The sequence below is a fragment of the Spiroplasma sp. ald genome (genome assembly GCF_044714355.1).
In the GTDB taxonomy this organism is placed as follows: domain Bacteria; phylum Bacillota_I; class Bacilli_A; order Mycoplasmatales; family Mycoplasmataceae; genus Spiroplasma; species Spiroplasma phoeniceum.
In genome coordinates this window covers 1-8,200 of record NZ_RXFY01000044.1, presented here as the reverse complement: position 1 = coordinate 8,200, position 8,200 = coordinate 1, and the positions used below count along the sequence as shown (strand labels likewise).

Here is an 8,200-nt window from a genome sequence, read left to right as displayed (position 1 = left end):
AAAATTATAATTTGCTATTAGTATCTTTTTAAAAATATTTATAATTATTTTAATAGGTTATGCAAGAAGTCTATTGAAGTGTCAAACCGGCTTCAGCAAAAGATATTTTATTAGAAGAATATATTGATGGAATTCATTTTTTAATTAGTATTGGTAATAGTTTAACCGTTGACTTTAAAACATATCAATACCATAATGAATATTGTCAGGAAAATATTAATTTGACAAAACTTTATTTAGATTGTTTTGCAGTTGCAACAGAACTAATTAAAAATCAAATATCAAAAGTTTATTTTAAAGTTTTAAATCAGTATTTAATAATTGCTAAACAGTTAAAATTTACTGAAGATGATTTACTTACCGTTTATAATAAAAAAAATAAAATTAATTTTACTCGCCAAGAAAATAATTATTAAAAAAATGTTTTATAATTTTTATAAAACATTTTTTTAATCAGTATCAAGACTACTTTTCCGATTTTCTTTAAATTCTTCTAATGTTTTAATAAAAATTGCTGCTGTTGGACACACCATTTGTGCTTCCACTAACTCCTTATCATTATCAATGGTATTTGCAAAACCATCATCATCCATAAAAAATGTTTCAGTTTCATCAATCATAATACAGCTACCACAAGAAATACATAAGTCAGTATTTACATATGTTCTTTTTTTTGATATATCACGATCTGCCATATTTATCACTCCATTATTTATTTACTATAATAATAATAATAACAAAAATTTTAATAATAATATATAATTTTAATGTAGTTTAAAAAAGTTGGAGGTTTAACATGGAAACTAGAATGGAGAAATTTGCCCAGCTACGTGAAATGATTAAGAAAGAGATTGAGATTGATCAAGAAATTAATCAAACTAGTCAAGTCATTAATAGTTACATGGCGAAGTTAAACGCTATTGATGATAATTTTTTTGGTAGTGTTAAATCAGATTTTGAACAAGAATTTAGTTGAGAAAAAGCATATTTGGATAAAAACCCAGATGAACAACCATACCCATCTGATTTTAAATATGATTTGCAACAATTGCTAGAACAAGTTGTTAATACAACTAAAGCAACAATTCAAACTAATCAAAAAAATGACCAAGATGCTGGTGATGTTATGCATAATATTTTAATTGCTGAAACATTGTTAAATAAACCAACATATAAAAAATATCAAGCAATTTTAGAAAGTATTTTAGCAGAAAAAATTACTTATCATCGAGTAAGTGATAAAATTCAAGCAGAAAATAGTGATTTTAAAATTAATTCAGCTAATATTGAATTTAGTACAATTGCACATATGCGTAAAAATGATCAACGATCAACAGCAGAAATGCTAAAACAATCAATTGCTCTTTTAGAAGAAAAACATAATAATGTATTAGTTGTTTATCGAAAAATAAAACCAGGTTATAAAATGTTATTTAGTACTATGCTTTTGCTTGTTGTTTTATTAGCTATTTGTTTAGTTTTAATCTTTATGTTATAGAAAATAGGAGTAGATGATGAAAATAAATATTGCGATTGATGGCCCCGCTGGTAGTGGAAAATCTTCTGCTGGTTATGAATTGGCCAAAAAACTAAATTATCAGTTTATTGATACTGGGTTAACTTACCGTGCTTTTACTTATTTTTGTGTAAAAGTTGGAGTTGATTTTACAAATCATCATCAGTTACAAGCACAATTAACAAACTTTAATTATCAAGTGATTAATAACCGTGTTTATGTCAATGGAAAAGATATTACTGATAAGTTGCAAACTGATCTTGTTCTGGATAATATCAACAAAATTACTGGACTTGATTTTATTCGAGCAGCAATGGTTTGCCTGCAACAAAAATTAGTGATTAAAAAAGGTAATGTTGTTGTTGGACGAGATATTACTACTGTTGTTCTTCCTGATGCTGAAGTGAAAATTTACTTAACAGCGAGTATTACAGCGCGAGCTAACCGCCGATGAAATCAAAATCAAGAAAACCATATTGTTCCGAATAATTTGGCAGAAATTACTGCTAAATTAAAAGAACGAGATTATGTTGACACAACCCGAGCGGTTGGACCATTAAAAATTGCTCCTGATGCAGTTATTGTGGATAGTAGTAAGTTAACATTTGAACAAACGGTAACTAAAATTTATGAAATAGTATGTAATTATAAGAAAGCAGGAAAATAAATGGCACAAAAAGAAACTGTTGCAATTGTAGGGCGTCCAAATGTTGGGAAATCAACATTATTTAATCGTGTTATTAAAAATCGCCTTGCAATTGTTGAAGATACTCCTGGTGTAACACGCGATCGAATTTATGCTTTCTCAGAATGATTAACAAGAGAATTTTTAATAATTGATACGGGGGGAATTACATTAAATAATACGGCAATGTTTGCACAAGAGATTAAAATGCAAGCAGAAATTGCAATTGCAGAAGCTGATATTATTATTTTTGTTTTATCGTACAAAGAAGGAATTACCCCAGATGATGAAATGGTTGCAAAAATACTATATCGTGCTAAAAAACCGGTTCTTTTAGTTGTTAATAAATATGATAAGCAAGAAAAAGAAAGTGAATTGTATGAATATATGACATTAGGATTTGGTGAGCCAATTGCTGTATCTGCTACTCATGGAATTGGAATTGGTGATTTATTAGACCAAGTAATTTCTCATTTAGATCAAATTCCAGTTCAACCAAAAACAGAAGGAATTCATTTTTCTTTAATTGGTAAACCAAATGTTGGAAAATCTTCTTTAACAAATGCTATTTTAGGTGAAGAACGAGTCATTGTATCACCAATTGCAGGAACAACAACAGATTCAATTGATACATCATTTAAACGGAATAATCAACTTTATACTGTGATTGATACTGCTGGAATTCGTAGAAAAGGGAAAGTTTATGAAAAATTAGAAAAATATAGTGTTCTTCGTGCTGTTAGTGCAATCGAACGAAGTGATCTTGTTTTATTAATTATTGATGGGACAGTTCCTATTACTGACCAAGATACAAATATTGCTGGTATTGCATTTGAACAAAATAAACCAATTATTTTGGTAGTTAATAAGTGAGATGCGGTAATGGAAAAAAATGAACGGTCAATGAAAAAAATTGAACAAAGTATTCGTGGATATTTTAAATATCTAAATTATGCGAAAATGGTTTTTGTTTCTGCTTTAGAAAAAAAACGATTACATATTTTATTTCAAACAATTGATGAAGTTTATGTTGTTTTAACGCAGCGAGTAAAAACTAGTGTTCTAAATGAAATTTTAGTAAAAGCACAATTGTTAAATCCACCACCAGATTTTAATGGTAGGCGTTTAAAAATTTATTATGCTACTCAGCCTGAAGGTGTTGTGCCAACTTTTATTATGTTTTGTAATAATCCAAAATATCTTCATTTTTCTTATAAAAGGTTTCTTGAAAATCAACTTCGAGAATATTTTGGATTTGAGGGAGTACCAATTAAAATATTATTTAGAGAGAGAAAGTAACGAGGAAAATTATGATGAAAAAAACACAAAAAAATATTACTGTTATTGGAACAGGATCATATGGGACAGTTTTAGCAAATGTTTTGACAGATAATGATCATAACGTTATTATGTATGGAATTGATAAGAAAGAAGTTAATGATATTAACAACGAACATTTAAATCGTCATTTTTTTGGTAATTTAAAAATTAATAAAGAAATTAAGGCCACAACAAATTTTGCTGAAGCAGTTGAAGATGCTGAATATATTATTTTAGGAATTCCTGTTGTTGCTATTAAATTAATAATTGAGAAAATCAATCAAACAGTAACAAAACCAGTTGTTATTATTAATGTTGCTAAAGGATTAGATCCTGAAACACACGAAGTTTTATCAAAATCAATTATAAAATTAATAAATCCAAAAATTTTAAAAGCATATGCAGGTATTTATGGTCCAAGCATTGCAAAAGAAGTTTTACAACGAAAACCAACGTGTATTATGGCAGTTTCACAGGATTTAGTAATTGCGCAAGAAATTCGTGATTTGTTTAATAATGAATATTTTGTTACTTTTGCTAATACGGATGTGATTGGTAGTGAATATGCGGTTGCTTTAAAAAATGCAGTAGCAATTGCCTCAGGAATTTTTAATGGTCTTTATGAATCTGATAATGCTAAAGCATCATTAATTACAATGGGATTAAATGAGATTCAACTTTTTGCCAAAACAAAAGGAGCTCAAATTGAAACTTTTTTTAACTTTGCAGGATTAGCTGATTTAATTTTAACAACTACCTCAAGTAAATCACGAAATTATTCGCTTGGTTTTGCAATTGCTCAAGTTGATGATGCTCAAAAAGTTTTATCAGAGCAAGTAAAAACAGTAGAAGGTGTTTTAACTTGTAAAACAATTGTGTTAGATGCGCGTGCAAATAATATTACATTACCTTTATTTGAAGCTTTATATGATATTTTATATAATAATAAACGACCAAGTGTAATTATTAATAATGTTTTTACAAAAGCAATATTATCCTAAAATTGCGGCCATTTTTATGTTATAATTACTATACAAAAATAAAGAGTATGTAATTATTGATGAAATGGAAGGGCATAAAATGAATTTTAAACATTCTTTTAACAATGGTTTAGGCAACAAGCCAGAAAGTAACCAACAGCAAACTTCTCTTAACTAGGAAAATAATTTTAATGTTTCACAACAAAATTATCAACAAAAAAGACCTAATCAAAATTATAATCCAGTAACATCTGGACAGGTCGGACAAAATATTTCGCAACAACAATATTCATCAACAAGAAATATTGGTTCACAACAATATCAACAACAAAATGGTAATAGTCAAAATTATAATCAACTTAGTACTAACCAAGGGGCTTAATTATCACAACAATATAAACAGCAAAATTTAATGCAACGTCCACCGCAAAATATTGGACCACAGCAATTTAATCAATAATCAAATCCTGGTTCACAGTATCAGCAGCAGAACGGACCTAATCAAAATTATAATCAACTTATACTAACCAAGGGGCTCAATCAGCGTCGCAATATCAACAACAAAATGTAAATGAACAATATTCTATATTCTCCTAATGTTAATAATTGAGGACAACAAAATAACCAACAAATAAATACTATGCAAGAAAATTCACAACAATTATCGGGACAAGAAACTCAATTTCAAACGATTGCTGAACGAATTGCTAATATGCAAAATCGTACTTCAATTAAACCATCAGATTTCTTAAATGCCCCAATTGATCCAAATATTAAAGTTGGACTTGGTAAAAATATGAATATTGGAATACCGTGACCACCCGATTTATTTGATGATAAGCAGCAAAAAGGAACTAATAGCAAAAAACATCAAGCAAATATTGAAAAAATTCAATGTCAATGTAAAAATTGTGCAAAGAAAATACGTCCTTGATTAAATGTTTTTATTACTATTTTAATTGTTTTAGCGATTTTAGGTGGTTGTATAAGTGCTATTTATGGTTTTCGTCCGCAATTAAGAGATTGACTTTTAAAAGATGAAGTAGCAACTGAAAATGCAAATGCAGTTGTTTAAGGGATAATTCTTGTTTAAGAATTTAATTTTTAAACCATATTTAAAAATATGGTTTTTTCTTTTACAATATAATTATGAGATTTTAATAGAAAGTAGGGAATTATGACTAAAATTAAATTAATTGCATTAGATATGGATGGAACTGCTTGTTCATTTCATCAAGGGATTCACGAGGCCAATATTATGCCAATTATTAAAGCACAAGAAATGGGGGTACGAATTATTTTTGCAACAGGACGACCAGTATTAACTTCGTTATCAGAAGCTATTAAAGTAAAAATGGATTATTTTCATCAATACTTTATTGGTTTTAATGGTGCATGTATTTATGATATTAAGACACATACAATTGTTCATCAACAAACCTTGTCTACTTCTCAAGTTAATTTTTTATTCCAATTGGCAGAAAAATATCATAAAAAATTATGATGTTATACTGATGATTTAACCAAAGTTATTGTTAATTTTAATCCTGTTGCTGAAAATAATCCTGAATTAGCATTTTTTGATGGAGAGTTTATTCAATATGATTCTGCATTAACAATTCAAAATAAAAGTTATAAATGTATTGTAATGGATGTTCATGAAAACGACGATTTTATTATTGCAGCTCGTGGGCAAAATATTGAAATTGCAATTGATGCCTCAGGAACAGCAGAAATAAATGCTCCAGAAATTAGTAAATTAGCTGGTTTGAAATGAATTTCATCCCAATGGAATATTGCTTTATCAGAAATGATGGCAATTGGTGACAGTATGAATGATTATTGAATGATTAAAAATGTAGGATTGGGAATTGCAATGGAGAATAGTCAAGAACAAATCAAGGCAATAGCAAAAGAAGTAACGACAACCGTTGAAACAGGTGGTGTTGCAAAAATGATTGAAAAATATATTCTCAATAATAGAAAATAATTATATAATTGTTAAGAAAAGAGAAAAAGAGGAGAAATAATAAAATGAAAGTTAAACAACCAATTTTATTGGCAATTCTTGATGGGTGAGGGATTGCACCTGATTCAAAAGGAAATGCTGTAACACAAGGGCATATGGTCAATGTTGAAAAGCTAAAAGCAAAATATCCATGAGTCTCAGCACATGCGGCAGGAGAATGAGTTGGTTTACCAGAAGGACAAATGGGAAATTCTGAAGTTGGACATATTCATTTAGGAGCAGGTCGCATTAAATATGAATCATTAACTTTAATTAATAAAGCAATTAAAGATGGAACATTTAATCAAAATCCAGAACTTTTAGCTGCAATTAATTTTGCAAAAAAAAATAATGGTGCTTTTCATATTATGGGATTATTTTCAGATGGTGGTGTTCATTCACATTTAAACCATATTTTTGCTGCTTATAAATTAGCAGCACAAGAAGGAGTAAAAGAAATTTACTTGCATATTTTTGGTGATGGACGTGATACGAAACCAGAATGTATTAAAATTTATCTTAAACAATTTCAACAATTACAAAACGAATTAAAAGTTGGCGAAATTGCAACCATTGGTGGTCGTTATTACGCAATGGATCGTGATAAAAAATATGACCGAGTGCAGGTTGCTTATGATGTTTTAGTTTCAAGAAAAGGCTCGGAATTTAGTGACCCAATAGAATATATTGACTGTGAATATCAAGCTGGCCGTAATGATGAATTTTTAATGCCAGCATATAATATTAATACTCCAAGAGGTTATATTAAATCAGGTGATGCTGTATTTTTTGCTAATTTTCGTCCTGATCGTGCTATTGCAATAGCTTCGGCTTTAACAAATCCTAATTTTCCGGGTAATGATGCACAAACTTATTTTATGCCAAAATTATATGATATTTATTTTGTTTCAATGATGGAATATGCAGAAACAGTTGCTTCAAAACATGTTGCTTTTAAGCCAATTGAAGTTATTAATGGTTTAGGAGAATGATTAAGTAAAAAAGGTTACCGTCAATTGCGAATTGCTGAAACAGAAAAAATTTCTCATGTTACATTTTTCTTTGATGGTGGAAAAGATTATTTTAAAAATGGCCTAGCAACACAAGCCGAAATTACATTACCAGGGGCTTCAGCAGATTTAATTCCATCACCAAAAGTAGCAACTTATGATTTAAAACCAGAAATGTCAGCGTATGAAATTACTGATAAATTAATTTCTGAACTTAATCGAAATGAATTTGATGTTATTATTTTAAATTTTGCAAATTGTGATATGGTTGGGCATACTGGAATCTTACCAGCCGCAATCGAAGCAGTTAAAGCTATTGATGATTGTCTTGGCAAAATTTATGCAGCAATTGAGAAAGTTAACGGAATTATGATTATTACTGCTGACCACGGAAATGCTGAAATTATGATTGATGAAACAGGGGGTCCTAATAAAAAGCACACTTCACAATTGGTTCCAATTATTATTACAAAAGAGGGGTTACAATTACGAAAAGATAATCCGGCAATTGCTGATATTGCTCCGACAATCTTAGATTTATTAGGTGAAGAAATTCCCCCTGAAATGACACAACCATCATTAATTATTAGACTTCTTGCATAACCTAGTTATTTTAAAATTCCTATAAAATATATTTAAAATAGAAATTATAGGAATCTAAAATTATGAAATTTGATAAAT

At 29.0% G+C, this 8,200-nt stretch carries 9 protein-coding genes; 8 read left to right on the top strand and 1 reads right to left on the bottom strand.

What is annotated here, in order from left to right; translation table 4 throughout:
* Positions 1-59 precede the first annotated feature (59 nt).
* Entirely contained in the window at positions 60-416 is a 357-nt protein-coding gene (locus EHU54_RS03170; RefSeq protein ID WP_400248898.1) for a dUTP diphosphatase, read from the top strand.
* Between the two features lie 33 nt (positions 417-449).
* Here EHU54_RS03170 and EHU54_RS03165 read toward each other — a convergent pair whose 3' ends face one another.
* Positions 450-695, bottom strand: coding sequence for a ferredoxin (locus tag EHU54_RS03165; protein ID WP_400248897.1), 246 nt, complete (start codon positions 693-695; stop codon positions 450-452).
* Positions 696-796: 101 nt separating this feature from the next.
* On the opposite strand from EHU54_RS03165, the gene EHU54_RS03160 reads away from it, so the two are divergent.
* From EHU54_RS03160 to gpmI, 7 genes are all read left to right on the top strand, one after another.
* Positions 797-1,498, top strand: coding sequence for a hypothetical protein (locus tag EHU54_RS03160; protein ID WP_400248896.1), 702 nt, complete (start codon positions 797-799; stop codon positions 1,496-1,498).
* Between the two features lie 13 nt (positions 1,499-1,511).
* The gene (cmk, locus tag EHU54_RS03155) at positions 1,512-2,183 is read left to right on the top strand and encodes a (d)CMP kinase (RefSeq protein WP_400248894.1); all 672 of its coding nucleotides are present in this window, start codon (positions 1,512-1,514) and stop codon (positions 2,181-2,183) included.
* Positions 2,184-3,500 carry a ribosome biogenesis GTPase Der gene (der, locus tag EHU54_RS03150; protein ID WP_400248893.1) on the top strand — a complete coding sequence of 439 codons (1,317 nt, stop codon included), beginning with the start codon at positions 2,184-2,186 and terminating at the stop codon, positions 3,498-3,500. It abuts the gene before it with no gap.
* A gap of 11 nt (positions 3,501-3,511) precedes the next feature.
* Positions 3,512-4,522 (top strand): NAD(P)H-dependent glycerol-3-phosphate dehydrogenase, encoded by a 1,011-nt coding sequence (locus tag EHU54_RS03145; RefSeq protein ID WP_400248892.1) that lies wholly within the window; start codon positions 3,512-3,514, stop codon positions 4,520-4,522.
* Between the two features lie 550 nt (positions 4,523-5,072).
* Positions 5,073-5,576: a hypothetical protein gene (locus EHU54_RS03140; protein WP_400248891.1), complete on the top strand. Its 504-nt coding sequence runs from the start codon at positions 5,073-5,075 to the stop codon at positions 5,574-5,576.
* A gap of 102 nt (positions 5,577-5,678) precedes the next feature.
* Positions 5,679-6,491: a Cof-type HAD-IIB family hydrolase gene (locus EHU54_RS03135; RefSeq protein ID WP_400248890.1), complete on the top strand. Its 813-nt coding sequence runs from the start codon at positions 5,679-5,681 to the stop codon at positions 6,489-6,491.
* A gap of 44 nt (positions 6,492-6,535) precedes the next feature.
* Positions 6,536-8,122, top strand: a complete 1,587-nt coding sequence (gene gpmI, locus EHU54_RS03130) for a 2,3-bisphosphoglycerate-independent phosphoglycerate mutase (RefSeq protein ID WP_400248889.1) — start codon at positions 6,536-6,538, stop codon at positions 8,120-8,122.
* Positions 8,123-8,200: the final 78 nt, after the last annotated feature.